Below are 24,342 nucleotides of genomic sequence, written 5' to 3'. Positions count from 1 at the left end.
TGAAAGATGATCAGGTTGATAGGTTCGAGGTGGAAGCATGGTGACATGTGGAGCTGACGAATACTAATAGATCGAGGACTTAACCATATAATATGAAGCAAATGTTATCTAGTTTTGAAGGAATATACCTTCATAAGTCTGGTAATGATGGCAGAGAGGTCACACCCGTTCCCATACCGAACACGGAAGTTAAGCTCTCTAGCGCCGATGGTAGTTGGGACTTTGTCCCTGTGAGAGTAGGACGTTGCCAGGCAAAAACCTAAGTCGTTTCGACTTAGGTTTTTTTGTGTTCATTTTTATCCTGCTATTTGTGGGAGATAACTGTCTGTAAATACCCGATCGGTGAGAGCTTTTCATCAACGGAGGATGAAGAAAAGCCCATTGATGGAAGTTTCATTTTATTTGCCAAATGTCATAATCCACAAATTTAGCAATGCCAAAAGTGAAAAAAGAATAAAGAAGAGGCTATTTAAAATAATAGCAATTTGTTTTGGTTTTCCAGGTTTTCCGAAAGAACCTAAAATAATTCCGATAATGGGACTGATTATTTCTACAAAAAGTATAAATTTTAAGTAATGGGAATAGAAAAAGTGAGATGTTATAAAAGAGGATGCAATAATTGCAGCAGTTATTGCGATAGAAAAACATAAATATGACAAGATGTTAAGTTTCTGCATAATTAAATCACCTATAAATTAGTGTGAATTTATAATAATAGTATCATAGGTGATACTATTATTATACAAAAAATGGAATTATTTGCACCTTGAATTGATTACCTTTTCAAGTGTTCAGATTAAGGGGAGTATGAATTTGAAAATAAATAACTGTTATTGTTATAAGTTATAACTTTCGAAAATGAAGTTCGATTAAATCATGGTTAAGGTATTTTATCGCTAAACCACCAGATTTTCATATGATACATCTGATCCTCTTATCCTAATTTCGTTTTTTACTTGCATATATTTTCATTTATTCTTTTTATTATAACTAAAACACGAACGTTATAATGAACTGTCTAAAAAACATTCGATTATTTGTTGACATATTTGAATGACACCTGTTAATATAACGGTAGAAACAATATTATATCGTACCTCATATAATCGCGGGGATATGGCCTGCAAGTCTCTACCTAACGACCGTTAATCGTTGGACTATGAGGGGAAGTCACTCGGTATTTTTCTATTCACATGGGATACGTATGCCTGAGTAGAGCACTTTCTCTCATAGTAAAAGAGGAATGTTCTATATCAGGCTTTTTTTATTTGAATCGGGGGGATTCTAATATGAAACCACTAGTTGGAGTCATTATGGGAAGCACGTCAGACTGGGAAACAATGAAGTATGCTTGTGAAATATTAGAAGAATTAAATATTCCGTATGAGAAGAAAGTCGTATCTGCTCATCGGACTCCAGATTATATGTTTGAATATGCAGAAACTGCTCGTGAGCGTGGATTAAAAGTTATTATTGCTGGGGCAGGCGGAGCTGCTCATTTACCAGGAATGGTTGCTGCGAAGACAAATCTTCCTGTAATCGGTGTTCCTGTTCAATCAAAAGCGTTAAATGGTCTAGATTCGTTATTATCCATTGTTCAAATGCCAGGAGGAGTTCCAGTTGCAACTGTTGCAATTGGGAAAGCTGGTTCAACAAATGCAGGTCTACTTGCAGCACAAATACTTGGATCATTTCATGATGATATACATGATGCATTAGAACTGAGACGAGAAGCAATTGAGAAAAACGTGCGTGAAAGTAGTGAACTGATATGACGAGAATCATTTTACCTGGAAAAACAATTGGAATTATTGGCGGTGGCCAGCTTGGAAGAATGATGGCGCTAGCGGCGAAAGAAATGGGTTATAAAATTGCTGTGTTAGATCCAACAAAGCATTCACCATGTGCACAAGTTGCTGACATTGAAATTGTTGCATCCTACGATGATTTGAAAGCGATTCAGCATTTAGCAGAAATAAGCGATGTTGTCACATATGAATTTGAAAATATTGATTATAGATGTCTACAATGGCTTGAAAAGAATGCTTATTTGCCACAGGGCAGTGAGTTATTATATACAACACAAAATCGTTATACAGAAAAAAATGCAATCACGAAAGCGGGTTTACCAGTAGCACCATACAGACTCGTTCAGAAGCAAGACGAACTTTTAGCAGCAATTACGGAACTTTCCTTCCCTTGTGTGTTAAAAACAACAACAGGAGGATATGACGGTAAAGGGCAAGTTGTTTTAAGAAGTGAAGCTGATGTTGCAAGAGCAAAAGAGCTTGTCGATCAAACTGAATGTATTCTAGAAAAATGGGTGCCATTTGAAAAGGAAATATCCGTTATTGTAACTCGTAGTGTAAGTGGGGAAACGAAAGTATTTCCTGTAGCCGAAAACATTCATGTTAATAACATCTTACATGAATCTATTGTGCCAGCCCGTATTGCAGAAGAACTTTCACAAAAAGGAATTGAATATGCACAGGTACTTGCGGATGAACTTCAGCTTGTGGGAACACTGGCAGTAGAGATGTTTGCTACAGCTGATGGTGAGATTTATATTAATGAATTAGCACCAAGACCGCACAATTCTGGACACTATACACTTGATGCATGTGAAACGAGTCAATTTGGGCAACATATTCGAGCAATCTGTAATTTACCTCTTGGAGAAACAAATTTGTTAAAACCAGTTGTCATGGTAAACATTTTAGGCGAACATATAGAAGGGGTCCTAGGACAAGTGAATAGATTAACCGGGTGTTATTTACACTTGTATGGAAAAGAAGAAGCAAAAGCGCAGCGTAAAATGGGGCATGTAAATATTTTAAATGAAAATATTGAAGACGCTTTAGAAAAAGCGCAAAGTTTGCATATTTGGGACCATCAAGAACAACTGTTGGAGGGAAAAAGATGATTAGTCGTTATACACGCCCTGAAATGGGTGCGATTTGGACGGAAGAAAACAAATTTAAAGCATGGTTAGAAGTTGAGATTTTAGCTTGTGAAGCATGGGCTGAACTTGGAGATATTCCGAAAGAAGATGTGAAAAAGATTCGTGAACATGCATCTTTCGATATTGACCGTATTTATGAAATCGAAAAAGAAACACGTCATGATGTGGTAGCATTCACTCGTGCGGTATCTGAGACACCAGCATTAGGTGAAGAACGTAAATGGGTACATTACGGATTAACATCTACAGACGTAGTAGATACAGCGTTATCTTTCATCTTAAAACAAGCGAATGAAATTTTATTAAAAGACTTAGAGAACTTCATTAGTATCTTAGCGAATAAAGCAAAAGAACATAAATACACAATTATGATGGGAAGAACACATGGTGTTCATGCAGAACCAACAACATTTGGTTTAAAGCTTGGCCTTTGGTATGAAGAAATGAAACGTAACTTAGAGCGCTTTAAACAAGCAGCTGATACAGTTCGCGTTGGTAAATTATCTGGTGCAGTTGGTACGTACGCGAATATTAACCCATTCGTAGAAAAATATGTTTGTGAAAATTTAGGATTAGAAGCAGCACCGATTTCAACACAAACGCTGCAACGTGATCGCCATGCACATTACATGTCAACACTTGCACTAATTGCAACATCTATCGAAAAAATGGCAGTCGAAATTCGCGGTTTACAAAAAAGTGAAACACGTGAAGTAGAAGAGGCCTTTGCGAAAGGACAAAAAGGTTCGTCTGCAATGCCACATAAACGTAATCCGATTGGGTCTGAAAATATGACTGGTTTGGCTCGTGTTATCCGTGGTTACATGATGACAGCTTACGAGAATGTTCCATTATGGCATGAGCGTGATATTTCACATTCATCTGCGGAACGTATTATTTTACCGGATGCAACGATTGCATTAAATTACATGTTAAATCGCTTTGGTAATATCGTGAAAAACTTAACGGTATTCCCAGAAAACATGAAACGCAATATGACACGAACATACGGTTTAATTTACTCTCAGCGCGTAATGCTTACGCTAATCGATAAAGGTATGGTACGTGAAGAAGCTTATGATATCGTACAGCCTAAAGCGATGGAAGCTTGGGAAACACAAGTACAATTTAAAGAGCTTGTAGAAGCTGATGAGCGCATTACAAGCAAATTAACACAAGAAGAAATCAATGAATGTTTCAACTACGAACATCACTTACAACACGTTGATACAATTTTTGAACGTCTTGGCTTAAACTGATAATTTTATATGGCACAGAATAGGATCATTCTGTGCCATTCTCTTTAATTATACTATTCACATTTTTCAAACTACAGGGGGCTTGCGAAGTGCAAAAGCTAGAATTGCTGTATGAAGGAAAAGCAAAAAGAATTTATCGTACAGAAACAGCAGATATGGTTTGGGTAGAGTACAAAGATAGTGCTACTGCTTTCAATGGGGAAAAGAAAGCGACGATTTCTGGAAAAGGTCGCCTGAACAATGAGATTACAACTCTTTTATTCAGAAAGTTACAAGAAGTGGGAATCAAATCACACTTTGTTGAGAAAATATCGGAAACAGAACAAATCGTAAAAAAAGTGAGCATCATTCCATTAGAAGTTGTCACAAGAAATGTAATTGCAGGCAGTCTTTCAAAACGACTAGGAATGGAAGAAGGAACTGTACTTACAACACCGATTGTGGAATTTTACTACAAAGATGATGATTTAGGAGATCCACTTGTAACAGAAGATCATATTCGTGTGCTAAACGTTGCAACGCCAGAGCAAGTAAGCATATTACGAGAAAAAGCTCTACAGATCAATCAAGTATTGATTGAGCATTTCGCAAGTTGTCGTGTAAGATTAATAGATTTTAAATTAGAGTTTGGAGTAACAGAAGAGGGAGAAATTTTATTAGCGGATGAAATTTCACCTGATACATGCCGTTTATGGGATGAAACGAGCAATGAAAAATTTGATAAAGATGTATTCCGCCGCGATCTTGGTAATTTAACAGATGCTTATGAAGAACTTTTAAAACGATTAGGGGGAGCTTCACATGTATAAAGTAAAAGTATATGTAACGTTAAGAGAAAGTGTATTAGATCCACAAGGAACAGCGGTAAAAGGGGCGCTTCATAGTCTTTCGTTTACAGAAGTACAAGATGTTCGTATCGGTAAATATATGGAGTTAACAATTGATAAATCAGTTACAGATATTGATGCAATGGTAAAAGAAATGTGTGAGAAATTACTAACGAACGTAGTGATTGAAGATTATCGCTATGAAGTTGAGGAGGTTGTCGCGCAGTGAAATTTGCCGTAATCGTTTTCCCAGGTTCGAACTGTGATGTGGATATGTTTCATGCAATTAAAGATGAGCTTGGCCAAGATGTAGACTACGTTTGGCATGATACAGAAAACTTAGATGAGTACGATGGAATTTTACTACCAGGCGGTTTCTCTTACGGAGATTATCTTCGCTGCGGAGCTATTTCTCGCTTTGCAAACGCAATGAAAGGTGTACAAAAAGCAGCTGAAGCAGGAAAACCAATTTTAGGTGTATGTAACGGTTTTCAAATTCTAGTAGAGTCTGGATTGCTGCCAGGTGCATTAATTCGCAATAAAAACTTAAAATTTATGTGCCGTACTGTTCAGCTTCGTGTTGAAAATAATACGACAATGTTCACATCGCAATATGAGAAAGACGAAGTTATCGATATTCCGATTGCTCATGGTGAAGGAAACTACTACTGTGATGAAGCAACATTGAAACAGTTAGAAGAAAATAATCAAATCGTGTTCCGTTATGTAGAGAATCCAAACGGAAGCGTTTCAGATATTGCAGGGATTGTAAATGAGCAAGGGAATGTACTTGGCATGATGCCGCACCCAGAGCGTGCTGTTGATGAATTACTTGGAGGAGCAGATGGTCTAAAAGTATTTCAATCTATTTTGAAACATTGGAGGGAAACATATGTCGTTACTGCTTGAGCCAAATCCAACTCAAATTAAAGAAGATCGCATTTATGCAGAAATGGGATTAACAGACGAAGAATTTGCAATGGTTGAAAAGATTTTAGGTCGTCTTCCAAACTATACAGAAACAGGATTATTCTCTGTTATGTGGTCAGAACATTGTAGTTATAAAAACTCAAAGCCAGTTCTTCGTAAGTTCCCAACGACTGGTGAACGTGTATTACAAGGTCCTGGGGAAGGTGCTGGTATCGTAGATATCGGTGATAATCAAGCGGTAGTATTTAAAATGGAAAGTCATAACCATCCATCTGCAATTGAGCCGTATCAAGGTGCAGCGACAGGGGTTGGTGGTATTATACGCGATGTGTTTTCAATGGGAGCACGTCCAATTGCTATGTTAAACTCACTTCGCTTCGGTGAGCTACAATCACCGCGCGTGAAATATTTATTTGAAGAAGTTGTAGCAGGTATTGCAGGATACGGTAACTGCATTGGAATTCCAACTGTAGGCGGAGAAGTACAGTTTGATCCATGCTATGAAGGAAATCCACTTGTAAATGCAATGTGTGTTGGTTTGATTAACCATGAAGATATTAAAAAAGGTCAAGCGCACGGTGCTGGTAATACAGTAATGTATGTTGGTGCAGCAACTGGTCGTGACGGTATTCACGGTGCAACATTTGCATCAGAAGAACTATCTGAGGATTCCGATGCAAAACGCCCGGCAGTGCAAGTAGGCGATCCATTTATGGAGAAGCTTTTAATTGAGGCATGCTTAGAGCTTATCAAATCTGATGCACTTGTCGGTATTCAAGATATGGGAGCGGCAGGCTTAACATCATCTTCTGCAGAGATGGCAAGTAAAGCAGGTATGGGTATTGAAATGTACTTAGATGATGTACCACAACGTGAAACAGGTATGACGCCATATGAGATGATGCTTTCTGAATCACAAGAGCGTATGTTAATCGTCGTGAAAAAAGGCAGAGAACAAGAGATTGTAGAGTTATTTGAAAAATACGGTCTTGCGGCAGTAACAATGGGAAAAGTAACAGAAGATAAAATGCTTCGTTTATTCCATAAAGGAGAAATGGTTGCAGAAGTGCCGGCTGATGCATTAGCAGAAGAAGCACCTGTTTATCATAAGCCTTCAAAAGAAGCAGCGTATTTTGCAGAGTTCCAACAAATGAAGATGGAAACACCAAAAGTAGAGAATTATAAAGAAACATTATTATCTCTATTACAACAACCAACGATTGCAAGTAAAGAGTGGGTATATGATCAATACGATTATCAAGTACGCACAAGCACAGTTGTTACACCAGGATCTGATGCAGCAGTTGTTCGTGTACGCGGAACAAAGAAAGCATTAGCAATGACAACAGATTGTAACTCTCGCTACATTTATTTAGACCCAGAAATGGGTGGGAAAATTGCTGTGGCAGAAGCAGCTCGTAATATTGTATGTTCTGGCGGTGAGCCGCTTGCAATTACAGATTGCTTAAACTTTGGTAACCCAGAAAAGCCAGAAATCTTCTGGCAAATTGAGAAATCAGTAGATGGTATGAGTGAAGCGTGCCGCACGTTAAATACACCTGTTATTGGCGGAAACGTATCAATGTACAACGAACGCAGCGGTGAGGCAGTATACCCAACACCAACTGTTGGTATGGTTGGTCTTGTACATGACGTGAAGCATGTAACAACGCAAGAGTTTAAGCAAGCTGGCGATCTTGTTTATGTAATCGGTGAAACGAAAGCTGAGTTTGGCGGTAGTGAGCTACAAAAAATGTTACATGGTAAAATCTTCGGCCAGGCACCAAGCATCGATTTAGAAGTAGAAGAAAAACGTCAAAAACAATTACTAGCAGCTATTCAAAAAGGTCTTGTACAATCAGCGCATGACGTTGCAGAAGGCGGATTAGCAGTTGCTTTCGCAGAAAGTGCAATGGGTGCAAATGGATTAGGTGCAGATGTGAAGTTAGCTGGAGAAGTAACAGCAATGTTATTTGCAGAATCACAATCTCGCTTTGTTGTTACGGTAAAACGTGAGCAAAAAGAAGCGTTTGAAAATATGATAGATGCACTTTATGTTGGGGAAGTCACAAGTGCAAATCAATTAACAATTCGTAATGAAGAAAACGAAGTATTGCTTACAGCAGATGTTGATGAAATGAGAACGGCTTGGAAAGGGGCTATTCCATGCTTAATGAAATAAAGGGGCTAAATGAAGAATGCGGTGTTTTCGGAATTTGGGGGCATGAAAATGCAGCTCAAGTTACGTATTATGGACTGCATAGCTTGCAGCACCGTGGCCAAGAAGGCGCTGGCATTGTTGTAAATAATGGAGAGAAAATCATTGGTCATAAAGGGCTTGGTTTAATATCAGAAGTGTTTTCACGCGGTGAGCTAGAAGGTTTAAACGGAAAATCAGCGATTGGGCACGTTCGTTATGCGACAGCAGGCGGCGCTGAAGTTGCAAATGTTCAACCACTGTTATTTCGCTTCTCAGACCATAGTATGGCATTAGCTCATAACGGTAATTTAATTAACGCAAAAATGCTTCGTCGTGAATTAGAAGCAGAAGGAAGCATCTTTCAAACAAGTTCGGATACAGAAGTATTGCTTCATTTAATTAAGCGCAATACAAAAGGTACATTAATTGAAAGTGTAAAAGATGCACTAAACAAAGTAAAAGGTGCTTTTGCATATTTATTATTAACAGGAAACGAAATGATTGTTGCATTAGATCCAAATGGATTCAGACCTCTTTCAATTGGAAAGATGGGAGATGCGTACGTTGTAGCATCTGAAACATGTGCATTTGATGTTGTTGGTGCAACATACATTCGTGATGTAGAGCCTGGAGAAATTATTGTTATTAATGATGAGGGAATACACGCAGATCGCTATACAAATGATGTAGAACATGCAATTTGTAGTATGGAGTATATTTATTTCGCTCGCCCTGATTCAAACATTGCTGGCGTTAACGTTCATGCAGCACGTAAAAATATGGGGAAATTGTTAGCAAAGGAAGCTCCAGTTGAAGCAGATGTTGTAACAGGTGTACCGGACTCCAGTATTTCGGCTGCAATCGGTTACGCGGAAGCGACAGGAATTCCTTATGAATTAGGGTTAATTAAGAATCGTTACGTTGGACGTACCTTTATTCAACCTTCCCAAGAATTACGTGAGCAAGGTGTAAAAATGAAGCTTTCAGCAGTACGTGGTGTTGTTGAAGGGAAACGTGTTGTTATGATCGACGATTCTATTGTGCGTGGTACAACAAGCAAGCGAATTGTTCGTATGCTTCGCGAAGCTGGGGCAACAGAAGTACATGTAAGAATTGCTTCGCCGCCGCTTAAGTATCCGTGCTTCTATGGGATTGATATTCAAACAAGAAAAGAATTAATCGCAGCAAATCATTCAATAGAAGAAATTCGTCAAATCATTGGAGCAGACTCTTTAACATTTTTAAGTGAAGAGAGCTTAATCGATGCAATTGGCCGCCCATATGAAGGGAAATATGGCGGTTTATGTATGGCTTACTTTAATGGAGATTATCCAACCGCTCTTTATGATTACGAACAAGAGCTGTTAGAAAGTATGAAATAGAGTAGAGCAATAAGAAAGTATAGCAGCTTCTACTATATGCTGTGTAGAAGCTCGCTTTTTCTTGAAGTTTTATAGTTTTACTGTTCGGTAGACGGGAGAAATTCTTTCAGTATAAAAAGACGAGGTGTATAGAAACAATGGCGAATGCATATAAGCAAGCAGGAGTAGATATTGAAGCTGGATATGAAGCGGTATCTCGCATGAAAAAACACGTGCAAACAACGATGAGAAAAGAAGTGCTAGGTGGCTTAGGCGGTTTTGGAGGAATGTTTGATCTTTCAAAATTTGCATTAGAAGAGCCAGTGTTAGTATCTGGAACAGATGGTGTAGGAACAAAATTAATGCTCGCTTTCATGGTGGACAAGCATGACACAATCGGCATCGATGCAGTTGCAATGTGTGTGAACGATATTGTTGTTCAAGGGGCAGAGCCGCTCTTTTTCCTAGATTATATTGCTTGTGGTAAAGCAGAACCTAGTAAAATTGAAAACATCGTCAAAGGAATTGCAGAAGGATGCCGTCAGGCTGGTTGTTCACTAATCGGCGGAGAAACAGCTGAAATGCCAGGTATGTATTCTGAAGAAGAATATGACTTAGCTGGTTTTACAGTTGGTATTGTTGATAAAAAGAAAATTGTTACGGGACAATCCATTGAAGCAAATCAAGTATTAATCGGACTTGCTTCTAGCGGAATTCATAGTAATGGTTACTCTCTTGTACGTAAAGTATTGTTAGAAGATGGAAAGCTTTCACTTGATCGTATTTATGATCGTTTAGAACTACCACTTGGTGAGGAACTATTAAAACCAACGAAAATTTATGTCAAACCTATTTTAGAACTATTGAAGAAATATAACGTAAGTGGTATGGCTCATATTACTGGTGGTGGATTTATTGAAAATATTCCACGTATGTTGCCAGACGGCATTGGAGCACAAATTGAACTTGGTTCTTGGACAGTTCATCCAATCTTTAATTTACTGCAAGAAGTGGGTCAATTAAATAGAGAAGAAATGTTCAATATTTTTAACATGGGTATTGGTATGGTAGTAGCAGTTAAAGAAGAAGATGCACAAGGTGCTATTAAGCTTTTAGAAGAACAAGGGGAAAAAGCTCATATCATCGGACGTACTGTACAAGGTTCAGGGGTTACATTTAATGGGGGAACGCAATCATGAGCCGAGTAGCAATTTTTGCTTCAGGAAGTGGTTCTAACTTCCAAGCACTTGTGGATGCGGTAGAAGCTGGAAGATTAGATGCACAGCTTAGTTTACTTGTATGTGACCAACCTAGCGCGCGTGTTGCCCGGCGTGCAAATGATCATCATGTTCCTTGCTTTGCCTTTTCAGCGAAAGATTATGAATCAAAGGAAGCATTTGAACAAGAAATATTAAAGAAATTGCAAGAATCCGAGATTGATTGGATTATTTTAGCAGGATATATGCGTTTAATTGGTCCAACGTTACTAGCTGCTTATGGAGGCAGAATTGTTAACATTCATCCGTCGTTATTGCCAAGTTTTCCTGGAAAAGATGCAGTTGGGCAAGCGATTGAAGCTGGTGTGAAAGTAACAGGAGTAACAATCCATTACGTGGATGCAGGAATGGATACAGGACCAATTATCGCACAGGAAGCGGTAGCAGTTTCTGAAGATGATACACGAGAAAGTTTACAAAAGAAAATTCAACTTGTCGAACATAGATTGTACGTGGATACGGTGAAATCTTTATTACATTCTGAAGTAAAGTCATAAGAGCAGCATTTTAATACAACTAGGGGTGAAGGATAAATGAAAAAGCGTGCATTAGTAAGTGTTTCAAATAAAGCTGGAGTTGTAGAGTTTGTAAAAGGATTACTTGAGCAAGGTATTGAAGTTATTTCAACAGGCGGAACAAAAAAATTATTAGAAGAAAACGGCTTACAAGTGATTGGGATTTCTGAAGTAACAGGTTTTCCAGAAATTATGGACGGTCGTGTGAAAACATTACACCCAAACATTCATGGCGGATTGCTTGCAGTACGTGATAATGAAACACATATGTCCCAAATGAATGAGCTTGGCATTCAGCCAATTGACTTTGTTGTTGTAAACTTATATCCATTTAAAGAAACGATTGCAAAGCCAGATGTGACATTTATTGATGCAATTGAAAATATTGATATCGGCGGACCAACAATGATTCGATCTGCTGCGAAAAACCATGAGTTTGTAACAGTTATCGTTGATCCAACAGACTACGACGTTGTATTAGAGGAACTAAAGGGAAGCGGCGAAGTTTCAAAAGAAACAAAACGTAAATTAGCAGCAAAAGTATTCCGTCATACAGCGGCATATGATGCATTAATTTCAAACTATTTAACAGAACAAACAGGAGAAGAAAGCCCTGAAACGTTAACTGTTACGTTTGAGAAGAAACAAGATTTACGTTACGGCGAAAACCCGCATCAAAAAGCAACATTCTATAAAGCGCCATTTGCAGCAACTTCTTCTGTGGCATATGCAGAGCAGTTACATGGAAAAGAGCTATCTTATAACAATATCAATGACGCAGATGCCGCGCTTAGCATCGTGAAAGAATTTACAGAACCAGCAGTGGTAGCGGTAAAACATATGAATCCATGCGGCGTTGGTGTTGGTACAGATATTCATGAAGCATATACACGTGCTTACGAAGCTGACCCAGTATCAATTTTTGGCGGCATTATTGCAGCAAACCGTGAAATTGATAAAGCAACAGCAGAAAAATTACATGAGATTTTCTTAGAAATCATCATTGCACCTTCCTTCTCAGCTGAAGCGTTAGAAGTACTGCAAAGTAAGAAAAATTTACGTCTATTAACAGTAGATATCGCAAAAGCAGAAACAGCAAGTAAAAAACTAACTTCAGTACAAGGAGGTTTACTTGTACAAGAAGAAGATACATTATCATTAGATGAAGGTTCAGTAACAATTCCAACAAAACGCGAACCAACAGAGCAAGAATGGAACGATTTAAAATTAGCTTGGAAAGTTGTCAAACACGTAAAATCAAATGCAATTGTGTTAGCAAAAGATAACATGACAATTGGTGTTGGTGCCGGCCAAATGAACCGCGTTGGCTCAGCGAAAATTGCCATTACACAAGCAGGTGAAAAAGCACAAGGAAGTGCACTTGCATCTGATGCATTCTTCCCAATGCCAGATACGGTAGAAGAAGCGGCTAAAGCAGGCATTACAGCAATCATTCAACCAGGCGGATCCATTCGTGACGAAGATTCAATTAAAAAAGCGGACGAGTACGGCATTGCAATGGTATTCACTGGAGTACGTCATTTCAAACATTAATTTAGAAACAAAATAGGAGCAGAATAGCTCCTATTTTGTACTTATCCCGCTTTAATGGGCAGTAAGCTCCCTTACTGATGGAAGCTTCACTTTATTTGAATAATGGAGGATGAAATATGAATGTTTTAGTAATTGGCCGTGGTGGACGTGAGCATGCATTAGCATGGAAATTTGCACAATCCAAGCAAGTAGAGACTGTATATGTTGCGCCGGGAAATGAAGGAATGAAAGATGTCGCAACGCCTGTAGCAATCGATGAAAATGATTTTGATGCGCTTATTACTTTTGTGAAAGAAAATAATATTGGTTTAACGTTTGTTGGTCCAGAAATTCCGCTGATGAACGGAATCGTTGATCGTTTTGAGGCAGAGGGCCTTCGCGTCTTTGGACCAAATAGCAAGGCAGCCGTTATTGAAGGTAGTAAAGCTTTCACGAAAGAGCTTATGAAAAAGTATGATATTCCAACAGCGGCATATGAAACATTTACAGAGTATGAAGCAGCTGTACGATACATTGAAAAAGTTGGTGCTCCAATTGTAATTAAAGCAGATGGCTTAGCAGCTGGTAAGGGCGTAACAGTTGCCATGACATTAGAAGAAGCACTGCAAGCTGTAAAAGAAATGCTGCAGGACGTAAAGTTTGGAGAAGCGAGCAAAAAGGTTGTTATTGAAGAATTTTTAGACGGTCAAGAATTTTCACTTATGGCATTTGTAAACGGAACAACTGTATATCCAATGGTAATTGCACAAGATCATAAACGTGCTTTTGATGGTGATAAAGGACCAAATACAGGCGGAATGGGTGCTTATTCTCCGGTACCACAAATTCCGCAATCAGCAGTAGAACAAGCGATTGAAACTGTTCTACATCCAACAGCTCAAGCAATGATACAAGAAGGACGTTCTTTTACAGGTATTTTATATGCAGGGCTTATTTTAACAAGTGAAGGACCGAAAGTAATTGAATTCAATGCGCGCTTTGGCGATCCAGAAACAGAAGTGATCTTACCTCGTTTAGAAAGCGATTTAGTTGATGTATGCAATCATGTACTAGATGGAAAAGAACTTACTTTAGAGTGGTCTGAAGATGCAATAATTGGTGTTGTATTAGCTTCTAAGGGATATCCAGAAGCTTACGAAAAAGGTGCTGTAATTCGAGGACTAGAAACATTGGAAGATGTTATCGTATTTCATGCCGGAACAGATGTTAAAGATGGAGAATTTGTAACTAACGGTGGGCGTGTGTTGTTCGTTGCTTGTAAAGGAAAAGACTTACAAGAGGCAAAGGATAAAGTATACGCAGAAATTGCAAAGATTGAAAGTGATGGTTTATTTTATCGAAGTGATATAGGGTACCGCGCAATTGCGAAAGTGGATTGCTAGAGGAGGACTCCATTTAAATACCAGCTCTATTAAACAATAATGTTGATAACCGAGTGAGTTGCACTCCTTAAAACGACGAAATAAGGATCCAAAGTGAAAGTACATTTTGCTTTGGATCCTTTTATTTTATTCTACTATTTCCGGACAGCAAGACCCTCACCTCAAGATTGAGAGAGAAGTAAAGAATATAGGTGATAGATACAAATTTATCTTAATTTCATGGATATGTATGGTGCCTCCTATATTATAATTATATATATGATGAAACTTATATCTAAAAAGGGGGCTCTAATATGTACAAACTCAAAACAACAGAAACCGACAATAGTGTAATTGAGTTTATTGAAAGTGTTGAAAGTCCTAAAAAACGAGAAAACGCATATCAATTATTAGATATATTTACTGAAACAACAGGTTATACAGCAAAGATGTGGGGACCGAGCATTATTGGATTTGGAACATACCATTATAAATATGCATCTGGTCATGAAGGTGATGCCCCATTAGTGAGCTTTTCCCCTAGAAAAGCCAAAATTAGTTTATATTTTGCATCTGGTGACCCTAGGCGAGAAGAACTATTAAAAAACTTTGGAAAATACACATCTGGAAAATCATGTATATATATTAATAAAGTGGCAGACATTGATATTCATGTTCTAAAAGTGCTAATCAAACAATCTGTAAATTTTTTGAAAGAGACGTATCCAAATCAGTAATGAAATTTTATGTAGCTTTTTAAATAGTTCCTATTCATTCTTATTTAAGCTTAGCTTGATGGTGATACCCCTAAAAAGAAAACGAGTCCTACTTATTAAAAAGTTAGGACTCGTTTTCTTTTTTTATCTTACCTTTTTGCTTTGCCATTTCGCGAAGTAAATATTCAATATGACCATTTACACTCCGAAATTCGTCGTTTGCCCATTTTTCAATAACTGCATACAACTCGGGATCGATTCGTAATGGAAAGCTTTTCTTTTTCGCCATAATTACCGACAACCTTTAATATAAACTTCCTGCATTAATGACCGGCTGTGCTCCTTTATCTGAAACAATGGCAACTAATAAGTTATTGACCATATTTGCTTTTCGCTCGTCATCTAAATCAAGTATACCTTCTTCATCTAGTTTTTGAATAGAATCTTTCGCCATTTGTACGGCACCTTCTACAATTTCTTTTCTTGCAGCTAATACTGCTTTTGCTTGTTGACGCTGAAGCATTGCATGTGCAATTTCTGTTGCATAAGCTAAGTGTGTTAAACGAGTTTCGATTACTTCTACTCCTGCAATCTCTAAACGTGCTTCTAATTCTCGTTTTAACTCTTCAGAAATCTCTTCTGAGTTTCCACGCAGTGTAATGCTGTTTTCATCTTGGAAACTATCATACGGATATTTCGTTGCCACATGGCGAATTGCTGTTTCGCTTTGAATTTCTACGAAGGCATCATAATGTTCGACACCAAAGATGGCTTTTGCAGAATCAATGACTTTGTATACAACAACAGCGGCAATTTCAATTGGATTCCCATCTACATCATTTACTTTTAATTTCTGACTATTAAAGTTTTCCACGCGTAGTGAAACGGTTTGGCGAAATGCAAATGGAACTGTTAAAAACAGACCATTTTCACGGATTGTTCCTAAATAGTTACCGAAAAATGTAATAACTTTTGCTTGATTTGGTTGGACAATGCCAATGCCGCTTGCGAGGATTGATGCTAATAAAAACGCGATAACACCACTAGAAAATATTTCATTAATAAGGCTCAATACACCAATACCAACTAAAACTAAAACTGCAACCATTCCTAAAAATCCATTGACATGAAATACTTGTTTTTCTTTCATGACCTCGCCTCCTTTTGATATAAAAATGATATCACTTTTATATCAAAGATGACAATAGGTTCATATCCAAATTTTTCAAAAAAAATAAAAAATCCACAAAAAACGAACGTTAGTTCTTGTTTGTGGTAAAATAAAAGAAAACTTAGCCGCCCACTGCAGCAGCTAAGTTTCTTTTAGAGCATCTTGCCTAGTGACAAATGATTCAAAGCGGTTTGGACATAAGAGCCTTTTCAAGTTCAGACTCAATTTCCTTATCAGAAGCATCATAACTTTCAGAGCTTGTTTTTTCTTCGTCATGAGAAGTATGATGTGCTTCTTGTTTATTAGATTGTCCATTCTTCATAAAATCCATGCCAGGCATTTTTAAATCCGGGATATTCATATATTTACTGAATTTACATGCAGCTACAATAGGACAGAAACGAACGATTCCTTCTGCAATTTTCATTGCTCCAACCCAAAGCATAATTTTGGACCAAGTACACTGTGGTCTTCTTACAAGCTTTGCTGTATTGCAGCTAAGCAGAACAAGACCAATGGTAATACGAATAAAGGCATTCATTGTGCCGATGTTTTGCTTGAACAAGATATTCACTCCCTCTTCATCAGCTTTAAAATAGAAATATCTATTTCAAGAGTTATTGTTCCTTTCATACTTTCTCTATATACAATCCAACATTTGACGTAGAAAAAGATGTTGTGTGGAACGTGTGTCAGCACAGTATTTTTTGTTATAATGAAAGAATGTGTAAAGGCGATTAGATAAAAAGAAAGGGTGTTTTCATGTACGATATTTCACAGTGGAAACATGTATTTAAGCTTGATCCGAATAAGGAGTTAAGCGACGAACATTTAGAGCTTATTTGTGAATCAGGAACGGACGCTGTTATTGTAGGCGGAAGTGACGGAATTACAATTGATAACGTATTGCATATGCTAGTAAGCATTCGTAGATATGCGGTTCCTTGTGTATTAGAAGTTTCAACGATGGATTCTGTTACACCAGGATTCGATTTTTATTACATCCCGAGCGTATTAAATAGTCAAAAGGTGGAATGGATAACGGGCCTTCACCATGCGGCATTGAAAGAGTTTGGGGATATTATGAACTGGGATGAAATTTTCATGCAAGGATATTGTGTGTTAAATCCAGAAGCGAAAGTGGCAAGGTTAACGGAAGCAAATTGTGAACTATCAGAAGATGATGTGATTGCATATGCACGTATGGCGGATAAACTCCTTCATTTACCAATTTTCTATTTAGAATACAGCGGCACATATGGAGATGTGGAACTCGTAAGAAAAGTGAAAACCGAACTGCAAACTGCAACATTATATTACGGCGGCGGAATTGCAAGCGCAGATCAGGCGAAGGAAATGGCACAGTACGCGGATACAGTTGTCGTTGGAAATTTAATTTATGAAGATATAAAAAAGGCTTTAGCAACAGTAAAAGCTGTAAAAGGAGAGTAGGTGACCGAATACATGAGTATAACAGAAAAATTATTAACAGGATTAAATCCGCAGCAGCAAAAAGCTGTACAAGCAACGGCTGGACCGCTATTACTTATGGCAGGTGCAGGTAGTGGTAAGACGCGTGTGTTAACGCACCGAATTGCTTATTTACTTGGTGAAAAAGGTGTTGCACCGTGGAATGTATTAGCGATTACGTTTACAAATAAAGCAGCACGTGAAATGCGTGAGCGTATTGATAAGCTTGTTGGTCCAGAAGCGGAGGATATTTGGATTTCAACATTCCACTCCATGTGTGTTCGCATTTTACGACGCGATATTGATCGCATCGGCATTAATCGTAACTTTACGATTTTAGATGCAAGCGACCAATTAACAGTTGTGAAAAAAATTATGAAAGAGCGCAATATTGATCCAAAGAAGTTTGAACCTCGTTCTGTTCTTGCGACAATTAGTAATGCGAAAAATGAATTGTTATCTGCAGAAAAGTATGCGAAAGAAATCTCAATTGCAGATCCATACGAAAAGATGACAAGCGATGTGTATACAGAGTACCAAAAGCGTCTTCTCAAAAATAATGCGCTTGATTTTGATGATTTAATTATGACGACGATTCAATTATTTGAGCGTATACCAGAAGTACTGGAGTTTTATCAACGTAAATTCCAATATATTCACGTTGATGAGTATCAAGATACGAACCGTGCTCAGTACATTCTCGTTAATAAATTGGCCGCTCGTTTTAAAAACCTTTGCGTAGTCGGTGACTCGGATCAATCAATTTATCGCTGGCGCGGGGCAGATATTGCTAATATCTTGTCGTTTGAAAAAGATTATGAAAATGCACAGGTTATTTTACTGGAGCAAAACTATCGCTCGACGCAAAGTATTTTAAACGCAGCGAATGCTGTTATTGAAAATAATATGAACCGTAGACCGAAGAAGTTATGGACGGATAATCAAGTAGGGAGTAAAATTTCGTATTACCGTGCTGCAACTGAAAAGGATGAGGCTTACTTTGTCGCGAAAAAGATTCGTGATGAAGTGCAAATAGGCAATCGAAAGTACACAGACTTTGCGGTACTATATCGTACAAATGCTCAGTCTCGTATGGTCGAGGAGATTTTCCTGAAGTCCAATATTCCATATAAAATTGTCGGTGGAATTAAGTTCTACGATCGTAAAGAAATTAAAGATATATTGGCATACTTACGTTTAATTGCGAATCCTGATGATGAAATTAGTTTCGCTCGTATTATTAATGTGCCAAAACGCGGTGTTGGAGCAACATCAATTGATAAAATTATTAATTATGGTGTGCAAAACGGCCTTTCGTTGACGGCTGTATTAGATGAAATTGAACACGTTGGACTAAGTGCAAAAATTACGAAGACAGTAGCCGAATTTGCAAAGCAGCTTCATAATTGGGTGAACATGCAAGAGTATTTATCAGTAACAGAGCTTGTTGAGGAAGTATTAGAGAAGACAGGTTACCGTGATGCACTGAAAAATGAACGTACGTTAGAATCAGAAGGACGCTTGGAAAACTTAGAAGAATTCTTATCTGTTACACAAACGTTTGAATCGCAAAGTGAAGATAAGAGCCTCGTTGCTTTCTTAACTGATTTAGCACTTGTTGCTGACATTGACCGCGTAGATGAAGATCCAACTGCTGGTGAAGAAGTGATTTTAATGACGATGCACTCTGCAAAAGGATTGGAATTCCCTGTCGTCTTCATTTTAGGATTAGAAGAAGGGATTTTCCCGCATACGCGCTCTTTAATGGAAGAAGATGAAATGCAAGAAGAACGCCGCTTAGCATACGTTGGTATTACACGTGCAGAAGAAGAACTGTACGTAACGAATGCTCAAATGCGAACGATATTTGGTAGAACAAGCATGAATAAAGAATCACGTTTCATCTCTGAAATTCCTGGGGATCTTATTGAAACGCTTCATGAAGTAAAACCAAAGCGTGAAAGCTTTAGTACAGGGTCAAAACCTACAACTACAACGACAACTCGTTCACGCTCAGCCTTTGTTCGTCCTGCTGCGAAAACAACAGGCGGTGAACAAATTGGCTGGTCAGTTGGTGATAAAGCATCACATCAAAAATGGGGTATTGGTACTGTTGTGAGTGTGAAAGGCGAAGGAGATGCGAAAGAATTAGATATCGCGTTCCCAAGTCCAATTGGTATTAAACGATTATTGGCTAAATTTGCGCCAGTTACGAAAGTGTAAGAAAGGAATGAGGTTATGTCGAAAGAAGCAGCACAAAAGCGCATTGAAGAGCTTCGTGACATTTTAAATAAGTTTAATTATGAGTATCATGTGCTGGATAATCCATCTGTATCTGATGCAGAGTATGATCGTCATATGCAAGAACTTATAAAATTAGAAACAGAACATCCAGAATTATTTACAGAAGATTCTCCGTCCGTTCGCGTTGGCGGAGAGATTCTTGATATTTTTGAGAAAGTAACGCATAAATCACCTATGTTAAGTTTAGGGAATGCTTTTAATGAAGGAGATTTACGCGATTTTGATCGCAAGGTACGTCAAGGAATTGATGGACAAAATGTAAGATATGTGTGCGAATTAAAAATTGACGGACTTGCCGTTTCCCTTCATTATGAAAAAGGGCGCTTCATTCAAGGCGCAACTCGTGGTGATGGTATAACGGGTGAGGATATCACACAAAATTTAAAAACAATTAAAGCGATTCCTCTGCGTTTAACAGAAGAAGTGACGCTAGAAGCGCGTGGTGAAGCGTACATGCCGAAACGTTCATTTGTTAAATTAAATGAAGAAAAAGAACAGAACGGTGAAGCTGTATTTGCGAACCCTCGTAATGCAGCAGCGGGTTCGTTGCGTCAGCTTGATCCAAAAATTGCGGCAAAGCGTAATTTATCTTTATTTGTATATGGACTTACCGATTTAGAAGGAAAGACAATTACATCACATAGCGAATCGTTAAACCTTTTAGGGGAGTTGGGGTTTAAAACAAACCCTAATCGCCAAGTTTGCGAAACAATTGATGAGGTCATTCATTATGTACAAGATTGGCAAGAAAAACGTCCACATCTTGATTATGAAATTGATGGCATCGTTATTAAAGTAGATGATGTGTCACTTCAGGAAAACTTAGGGACAACAGCAAAAAGTCCGAGATGGGCAATTGCGTATAAGTTCCCAGCTGAGGAAGTTGTTACGAAGCTGACGGGTATTGAACTAAGTGTCGGACGTACAGGTGTGGTAACACCAACCGCTGAATTAGAACCAGTGCGCGTTGCGGGAACAATTGTCCGTCGTGCTTCCTTACACAATGAAGACTTAATTCGTGAAAAAGATATTCGCATTGGCGACTATGTTGTTGTAAAAAAAGCGGGAGACATTATTCCTGAAGTTGTAAATGTGATTGTAGACCGCCGCACAGGTGAAGAGGAAGAGTTTCATATGCCAACACATTGTCCGGCATGTGAGAGTGAGCTCGTTCGCTTAGAAGAAGAGGTTGCGCTTCGTTGTATTAATCCAGCGTGCCCAGCGCAAATTCGGGAAGGATTAATTCACTTCGTATCACGTAATGCAATGAATATTGACGGATTAGGTGAACGTGTAATTACGCAGTTATTCGATGCGAACTATATTCGTACGTTTGCAGATCTTTATACATTAACGAAAGAACAACTATTACAGCTAGAACGTTTTGGAGAGAAATCTGCATCAAACTTAGTACAAGCAATTGAAGCTTCAAAAGAAAATTCACTGGAGCGATTGTTGTTCGGTCTTGGTATTCGCCACGTTGGTGCAAAAGCTGCTCGTACATTAGCGGAACATTATGAAACGATGGATCACATAGCGAAGGCGACAGAAGAAGAGCTCACAACAATTAATGAGATCGGCGAAAAAATGGCGCAATCTATCGTTACGTATTTTGACAATGAAGATGTACAAGAGCTATTACAGCAATTTAAATCATATGGCGTAAACATGACTTATAAAGGGATAAAACGAGCAGATTTAGAAAATGTTGAGTCCTATTTTGCAGGGAAAACAGTCGTTTTAACTGGTAAACTTGAAGTGATGGGGCGCAGTGAAGCGAAGAAGAAAATTGAAGCGCTTGGCGGAAAAGTCACAGGTAGTGTGAGCAAAAGTACAGATTTAGTCATTGCAGGAGAAGCTGCTGGCTCTAAGTTAGCGCAAGCGCAAAAACATAACGTTGAGATTTGGGATGAAGAGAGGTTCTTACAAGAGCTCAATAATTAAGAGGTGCAAAGTTACCATGAAAAAAGTGATATTAACAGTGTTAAGTCTTGGGTTACTTCTCAGTGGATGTAGCACTAGTTTGAAAAAAGAAGATAAAGTTGTGGACAAAACAGGTAATTCCAAAAGTCAAAAGATTATTCCGAAATACTCTATTTCAGATGATTATTATAAAACGGCAGTTCCATTTGAAACAGGTTCAGCACGTGGGTTAGTTGTACAGGGATTAAATACCCGTTTAGATGTTGATGAATTTGAAACAGGATTAATGCGTATTGCGAAAGAATCATTTAATACGAAAGATTATATATTTCAAGGTGGTAAGTATTTAGATAAAGATACGGTACAAGCACTAGTGGGTAGGAAACGTACACCTGAGCAGCAAGCTAATTTAGAAAAAATAGCGAAGAAGAAGCTGCCAGATGGTTTAAATCCAGCGTTACCAGAAGGAGAATCAGAAACATTAACAGCAAGAAATGAAAAGAATCCACTTTATTTAGCACAAATTTTAGAGCAAGATTATTTAAAAGTAAAAGATAACAAACAAGCAGAGTTAGGCGGAGTTGTCATTGGTCTTGCGATGAATTCCGTTAATTATTATGCAGAAGAACACGGTTATCCGCGTGAAAATAAAATCTCTGACGAAGAATTGTTAAAACAAGGTAAGCAAATGGCTCAAGAAATTTTACCGATTTTGCAACAGAAAGATGAATTAAAAAATGTCCCAATTACATTTGCAATTTATCGACAAGAAGCGAAATCTTCACTTGTACCAGGTTCATATTTATCATATGCAACAGTTGATAAAGGTAGTAACAAAGTTGACAATTGGAAAGCGATAGATGAAAAGTATTATTTGTTCCCTTCGAATGCAGCAGACTCGGATTATCGTCAAGATGCAACAAACGTAAAGAATTTTAATACTCATATAGCGGATTATTTTAAAGATGATTATACTGCAGTTGTTGGCAGGGGATTCTATAAAGACGGTCAATTAAAAGAAATGAAACTTGAGATTCCAGTTCAGTTTAGTGGAAAAGCGGAAGTCATTGGATTTACACAATTTGTAGCTGGGAAAGTTATGGAGGATTTTCCTAACTATGTTAAAGTGCAAGTAACGATTAAGTCGGTAGAACGTCCGGAAGCGATTATTATTCGTGACGTGAAGCAAGATAATCCATTTGTCCAAATTTTAGATTAAAGATAAAGCCGTTCCTTATTATAGGAATGGCTTTTTTTATTGTATTATTTACGACATTTATACCTTTGGTCAGGAAGTTTCACTTTATCCCGCTATTCGCGGGCAGTGATACTCCCATCTTAAAGTTTGATGAAAGCATTGTCCAGCTCTAGCGGCTAGAATCTCCGGTCGTTTCGCCCCCTCGGACGAGGCAAAAAGCACCTCTCTGTCGGGGGCTCCAACGTCCTGCGATTCTGAGAGAGCCGCTTCCGCTTTTCTAAAGAAGTTAGGTGGGAGATAAACTGCTCGTAAAAGCCCGATTGGTTCAACTAATAATCAGTGGGGGACAAAGAACCCCCACTGATTAAAGTTTCACTTTATATTAGAAATTTTGTTATAATTTTTAATGTTGTTAATTAAAAGGGGATAGAGGGAAAGTACAGATGGAAGATTTAAATTTGCAAGTCATTATACTACTCATTGCTTTCGGTTTTTTAGCGTCATTTATCGACTCTGTGGTTGGAGGGGGCGGTTTAATTTCACTTCCGGCACTTATGTTTATTGGGTTGCCGCCGGCTTCGGCTATTGCTACAAATAAATTGGCAGCAACAATGGGATCATTTACGAGTACGGTTTATTTTATTCGTTCTAAAAAAGTAGATTTTCGCATTGTAGGAAAGCTCATTCCGTTCACAATTGTTGGGGCAGTTGCAGGGGCATTTGTTGTCAAGTACATCCCACCAGCTGTTTTGCGGCCTCTTGTGCTAGTTTTACTTGTATTAATTGCCATTTACATTATTCTAAAAAAAGATTGGGGTAGTGTAGCTACCTATAAAAAAATGACGAAAGGAAAAACATTATTATTTTATTTTGTCATTTTAATGCTTGGATTTTATGACGGTTTTTTTGGACCGGGAACAGGTTCATTTTTAATTTTTGCATTTTTATTAATTGGGTTGGATTTTATCGGTGCAGCAGCATCTGGTCGAGTTTTAAATTTTGTTAGTAATATTGTATCATTGATTACATTTTTATTTTTAGGTGCAATTCAGTTTAAATATGGCTTGATCATGGGTTTATCAATGATTGCAGGGGCATATTTTGGTTCAAGATTTGCTGTTCAAAAGGGTGTAGGATATATACGGATTTTATTTTTGGTCGTAACCATTTTGTTAATTGGAAAAAATTTCTGGGAATACGTTCACGTTTTATAACAGGATGCATATGCATCCTGTTGTTTTTTTATTTATTATATTTAAAAAATTATTTAATTTTAAAAATATAAGTCTAAGAATATTTGAACAAATCTAAATT

22 protein-coding genes, 2 rRNA genes and 1 riboswitch are annotated in these 24,342 nt (G+C 37.9%); of the genes, 20 read left to right on the top strand and 4 right to left on the bottom strand.

The window, feature by feature from the left end; genetic code table 11:
- Positions 1-87, top strand: a 23S ribosomal RNA gene (locus WAX78_RS20855); the annotation flags it as partial.
- 50 nt (positions 88-137) lie between these two features.
- Positions 138-253 (top strand): 5S ribosomal RNA (rrf, locus tag WAX78_RS20850).
- A gap of 145 nt (positions 254-398) precedes the next feature.
- Here rrf and WAX78_RS20845 read toward each other — a convergent pair.
- Positions 399-677, bottom strand: coding sequence for a hypothetical protein (locus WAX78_RS20845; RefSeq protein ID WP_336483934.1), 279 nt, complete (start codon positions 675-677; stop codon positions 399-401).
- A 401-nt stretch (positions 678-1,078) separates the two neighbouring features.
- A riboswitch (purine riboswitch) is annotated at positions 1,079-1,180 on the top strand.
- 109 nt (positions 1,181-1,289) lie between these two features.
- On the opposite strand from WAX78_RS20845, the gene purE reads away from it, so the two are divergent.
- The 13 genes from purE to WAX78_RS20780 all read left to right on the top strand — a co-directional run bounded on the left by purE (position 1,290) and on the right by WAX78_RS20780 (position 14,983).
- Positions 1,290-1,775: a 5-(carboxyamino)imidazole ribonucleotide mutase gene (gene purE / locus WAX78_RS20840; protein WP_336483933.1), complete on the top strand. Its 486-nt coding sequence runs from the start codon at positions 1,290-1,292 to the stop codon at positions 1,773-1,775.
- Entirely contained in the window at positions 1,772-2,923 is a 1,152-nt protein-coding gene (gene purK / locus WAX78_RS20835; protein WP_336483932.1) for a 5-(carboxyamino)imidazole ribonucleotide synthase, read from the top strand. Before purE ends, purK begins: the two co-directional genes overlap by 4 nt.
- Positions 2,920-4,221, top strand: a complete 1,302-nt coding sequence (gene purB / locus WAX78_RS20830; protein ID WP_336483931.1) for an adenylosuccinate lyase — start codon at positions 2,920-2,922, stop codon at positions 4,219-4,221. The genes purK and purB overlap by 4 nt, the downstream gene beginning before the upstream one ends.
- An 89-nt stretch (positions 4,222-4,310) precedes the next feature.
- The gene (gene purC, locus WAX78_RS20825) at positions 4,311-5,030 is read left to right on the top strand and encodes a phosphoribosylaminoimidazolesuccinocarboxamide synthase (RefSeq protein ID WP_336483930.1); all 720 of its coding nucleotides are present in this window, start codon (positions 4,311-4,313) and stop codon (positions 5,028-5,030) included.
- The gene (gene purS / locus WAX78_RS20820) at positions 5,023-5,277 is read left to right on the top strand and encodes a phosphoribosylformylglycinamidine synthase subunit PurS (RefSeq protein WP_098309204.1); all 255 of its coding nucleotides are present in this window, start codon (positions 5,023-5,025) and stop codon (positions 5,275-5,277) included. The genes purC and purS overlap by 8 nt, the downstream gene beginning before the upstream one ends.
- Positions 5,274-5,957, top strand: a complete 684-nt coding sequence (purQ, locus tag WAX78_RS20815) for a phosphoribosylformylglycinamidine synthase subunit PurQ (RefSeq protein WP_098309203.1) — start codon at positions 5,274-5,276, stop codon at positions 5,955-5,957. Before purS ends, purQ begins: the two co-directional genes overlap by 4 nt.
- Complete coding sequence (purL, locus tag WAX78_RS20810; protein ID WP_336483929.1) at positions 5,941-8,160, top strand: phosphoribosylformylglycinamidine synthase subunit PurL; 2,220 nt, start codon at positions 5,941-5,943, stop codon at positions 8,158-8,160. Before purQ ends, purL begins: the two co-directional genes overlap by 17 nt.
- The gene (gene purF / locus WAX78_RS20805) at positions 8,145-9,560 is read left to right on the top strand and encodes an amidophosphoribosyltransferase (RefSeq protein ID WP_336483928.1); all 1,416 of its coding nucleotides are present in this window, start codon (positions 8,145-8,147) and stop codon (positions 9,558-9,560) included. Before purL ends, purF begins: the two co-directional genes overlap by 16 nt.
- Positions 9,561-9,697: 137 nt before the next feature.
- Positions 9,698-10,738, top strand: a complete 1,041-nt coding sequence (gene purM, locus WAX78_RS20800) for a phosphoribosylformylglycinamidine cyclo-ligase (RefSeq protein ID WP_336483927.1) — start codon at positions 9,698-9,700, stop codon at positions 10,736-10,738.
- Positions 10,735-11,313 carry a phosphoribosylglycinamide formyltransferase gene (purN, locus tag WAX78_RS20795; protein WP_336483926.1) on the top strand — a complete coding sequence of 193 codons (579 nt, stop codon included), beginning with the start codon at positions 10,735-10,737 and terminating at the stop codon, positions 11,311-11,313. Before purM ends, purN begins: the two co-directional genes overlap by 4 nt.
- Positions 11,314-11,349: 36 nt before the next feature.
- Entirely contained in the window at positions 11,350-12,885 is a 1,536-nt protein-coding gene (gene purH, locus WAX78_RS20790) for a bifunctional phosphoribosylaminoimidazolecarboxamide formyltransferase/IMP cyclohydrolase (RefSeq protein ID WP_336483924.1), read from the top strand.
- A 116-nt stretch (positions 12,886-13,001) separates the two neighbouring features.
- The gene (purD, locus tag WAX78_RS20785) at positions 13,002-14,267 is read left to right on the top strand and encodes a phosphoribosylamine--glycine ligase (RefSeq protein WP_336483921.1); all 1,266 of its coding nucleotides are present in this window, start codon (positions 13,002-13,004) and stop codon (positions 14,265-14,267) included.
- A 293-nt stretch (positions 14,268-14,560) separates the two neighbouring features.
- A complete protein-coding gene (locus WAX78_RS20780; protein WP_336483919.1) occupies positions 14,561-14,983 on the top strand; it encodes a DUF1801 domain-containing protein in 423 nt (140 codons plus the stop codon).
- Positions 14,984-15,086: 103 nt separating this feature from the next.
- On the opposite strand, the gene WAX78_RS20775 is transcribed toward WAX78_RS20780, so the two are convergent.
- The 3 genes from WAX78_RS20775 to WAX78_RS20765 all read right to left on the bottom strand — a co-directional run bounded on the left by WAX78_RS20775 (position 15,087) and on the right by WAX78_RS20765 (position 16,674).
- Positions 15,087-15,251: a type II toxin-antitoxin system antitoxin gene (locus WAX78_RS20775; protein WP_336483918.1), complete on the bottom strand. Its 165-nt coding sequence runs from the start codon at positions 15,249-15,251 to the stop codon at positions 15,087-15,089.
- A 15-nt stretch (positions 15,252-15,266) separates the two neighbouring features.
- The gene (locus WAX78_RS20770; RefSeq protein WP_336483917.1) at positions 15,267-16,112 is read right to left on the bottom strand and encodes an SPFH domain-containing protein; all 846 of its coding nucleotides are present in this window, start codon (positions 16,110-16,112) and stop codon (positions 15,267-15,269) included.
- Positions 16,113-16,314: 202 nt separating this feature from the next.
- Entirely contained in the window at positions 16,315-16,674 is a 360-nt protein-coding gene (locus WAX78_RS20765; protein WP_336483943.1) for a YgaP family membrane protein, read from the bottom strand.
- Between the two features lie 221 nt (positions 16,675-16,895).
- Between WAX78_RS20765 and pcrB the strand changes: the two genes are divergently transcribed.
- From pcrB to WAX78_RS20740, 5 genes are all read left to right on the top strand, one after another.
- Positions 16,896-17,585 (top strand): heptaprenylglyceryl phosphate synthase, encoded by a 690-nt coding sequence (gene pcrB / locus WAX78_RS20760; protein WP_336483916.1) that lies wholly within the window; start codon positions 16,896-16,898, stop codon positions 17,583-17,585.
- The gene (pcrA, locus tag WAX78_RS20755) at positions 17,586-19,826 is read left to right on the top strand and encodes a DNA helicase PcrA (protein ID WP_336483915.1); all 2,241 of its coding nucleotides are present in this window, start codon (positions 17,586-17,588) and stop codon (positions 19,824-19,826) included.
- A gap of 15 nt (positions 19,827-19,841) precedes the next feature.
- The gene (gene ligA, locus WAX78_RS20750) at positions 19,842-21,851 is read left to right on the top strand and encodes an NAD-dependent DNA ligase LigA (RefSeq protein ID WP_336483913.1); all 2,010 of its coding nucleotides are present in this window, start codon (positions 19,842-19,844) and stop codon (positions 21,849-21,851) included.
- A 16-nt stretch (positions 21,852-21,867) separates the two neighbouring features.
- Positions 21,868-23,049 (top strand): CamS family sex pheromone protein, encoded by a 1,182-nt coding sequence (locus WAX78_RS20745; RefSeq protein WP_336483912.1) that lies wholly within the window; start codon positions 21,868-21,870, stop codon positions 23,047-23,049.
- Positions 23,050-23,471: 422 nt separating this feature from the next.
- On the top strand, positions 23,472-24,242 hold the full coding sequence (locus WAX78_RS20740; RefSeq protein ID WP_336483911.1) for a TSUP family transporter: 771 nt from the start codon (positions 23,472-23,474) through the stop codon (positions 24,240-24,242).
- The last annotated feature ends 100 nt before the right edge of the window (positions 24,243-24,342 follow it).

The sequence above is a fragment of the Bacillus yunxiaonensis genome, assembly GCF_037104695.1.
In the GTDB taxonomy this organism is placed as follows: domain Bacteria; phylum Bacillota; class Bacilli; order Bacillales; family Bacillaceae_G; genus Bacillus_A; species Bacillus_A yunxiaonensis.
The sequence above is the reverse complement of the archived record's forward strand: the minus strand, read 5'-3'. Positions and strand labels throughout refer to the sequence as shown.